This is a genomic window from Rhizobium sp. P1_E1 (assembly GCF_056406015.1).
This window is the reverse complement of the sequence record NZ_JBFUAY010000475.1, coordinates 1-1,603: the sequence shown is the minus strand read 5'-3', so window position 1 is coordinate 1,603 and position 1,603 is coordinate 1. Positions and strand designations below refer to the sequence as shown.

Below are 1,603 nucleotides of genomic sequence, written 5' to 3'. Positions count from 1 at the left end.
GTATAAAGAATTTAATGAAGATTATGACCTCGGTCACAGACATAAAACTTGCATTAAAACAAGCTTTTGCTGTGATTTCTGGGGTTTGTCTAATGGAGACGCGGATGGCGGGAAAAAATCAGGGCGTCAACCCAACCAAACCTTGGCGGGATTTCGCCAGGGTTCGACAGGAAAGGCGTCCATTCAATTCGTCACAATCCCATAGGATCAGCAGAATTCTGAAGCGTGCATTGGACATCATCATTGCGGCAAGTGTCTTATTCCTTCTGTCGCCGCTCCTTCTGTCGGTTGCAGTCATCATAACGCTAAGTGATTGGGGGCTTGTATTCAATTCCCATCGTCGGCTCGGTTATAAGGGAAAAGAGTTTGGTTGCCTCGAGTTTCGTACGATAAGAGCCGACGCAACGGCCAAAGCGCAGGTCACTGTCGTCGGCGGTATTTTGAGACGATCGAGCCTCGACAAGCTTCCGCAATTGATCAACGTGTTGCGGGGTCAAATGAGCCTCGTCGGGCCTCGCGCCATTACCAAAGAAGAGCTGTCGCGTTACGGTGAACATGCTTACGCCTACATGGCCGTCCGCCCCGGCCTGACTGGCCCTTGGCAGACCAGCGGGCGCAACGACGTCAGCTATCAGAATAGAGTTTCCCTCGACGTCGAGTATTTGTCCAAATGGACGCTCGCGCTGGATTTTGCGATCATGGCAAAAACACTCTCCGCCCTGCTGTCCCGGCAGGCCCTACTGCCCAGGGTGGACTCCTGAAGCATGTCGCGCAAAAGCGTGCAGCGGTTTTGCGATAACGACATGGGTTGGAAATAAAGATCTAAAGCGTGAGGAACAAATCTGAAAGATTGCGCCGCCCTTTAGACATCCTGACATAGCGCAAACACCGAGCATCCTGCCGCCTCAGTCATTATCCATGAGGACGCTTGCCTGTGACATGGGAGCGATCGGCGATCGAGTTCTTTTTCCGGCGCTTTTGATTATGCCCCCACAACGAGAAGGCGAATAGACCCGCCAGATAGCACATCTCCATCAACACAAGCACTTCGAGGCAAGAAACGATCGCTTCCGTCAAGGAGGAGCCTTTTAGCAGGGTCACGGCGCCCAAGGCCGCGACCACCAGAAATGCGAAGGTTGCAAAGGCCCAAGCGCGAATGGTCGCTCCGGCGGCGATGGAGACGGCAACCACGATGAGCGTGCTGTTCAGCATTATTCCGTTCCTCTCTTCACACCTCCTTCAAGCCACCGTCAGCCCTCAATGACATGACAAAACCCAAAGTCAGAACGAAGTCCGATCAAAGTATTTTATCCATTACGGTTAAAATATTGCTAACACCCGCCCAATAACTCGGCTGAGCCACACCGGAGAATATTCGACTATTCATCCGCCATGGCCACTCCATCGTCAAAAACCAAGAAATTCATGGATATAGCGGCAGGAAAGATTTAGGCATCGAAGGCTTATACAGAAGCCGGGGATGCGGTTACGGCATTCTCTTGCCGAACTGAACATTTTTTCCGAAAAAATAAGTTTAGTCATAGGCCTAGAGCCTTTCCTGGTCAGATTGCAGCATTCTGCCGGAGCAGGTTTTCGTCAGGGC

Annotated in this window: 2 protein-coding genes; one reads left to right on the top strand and one right to left on the bottom strand. The window is 51.7% G+C overall.

Annotated features, from left to right (window positions below):
• Positions 1–104 precede the first annotated feature (104 nt).
• Positions 105–761: a sugar transferase gene (locus tag AC1D1Z_RS37250; protein ID WP_130652970.1), complete on the top strand. Its 657-nt coding sequence runs from the start codon at positions 105–107 to the stop codon at positions 759–761.
• A gap of 151 nt (positions 762–912) precedes the next feature.
• Here AC1D1Z_RS37250 and AC1D1Z_RS37245 read toward each other — a convergent pair whose 3' ends face one another.
• The gene (locus AC1D1Z_RS37245) at positions 913–1,212 is read right to left on the bottom strand and encodes a hypothetical protein (RefSeq protein WP_018446942.1); all 300 of its coding nucleotides are present in this window, start codon (positions 1,210–1,212) and stop codon (positions 913–915) included.
• Between the last annotated feature and the right edge of the window lie 391 nt (positions 1,213–1,603).

Bases quoted from the DNA above. Each gene is read 5' to 3' on its own strand.
- AC1D1Z_RS37250 (WP_130652970.1), top strand. From the start codon at position 105: ATGGCGGGAAAAAATCAGGGCGTCAACCCAACCAAACCTTGGCGGGAT.
- AC1D1Z_RS37245 (WP_018446942.1), bottom strand. From the start codon at position 1,212: ATGCTGAACAGCACGCTCATCGTGGTTGCCGTCTCCATCGCCGCCGGA.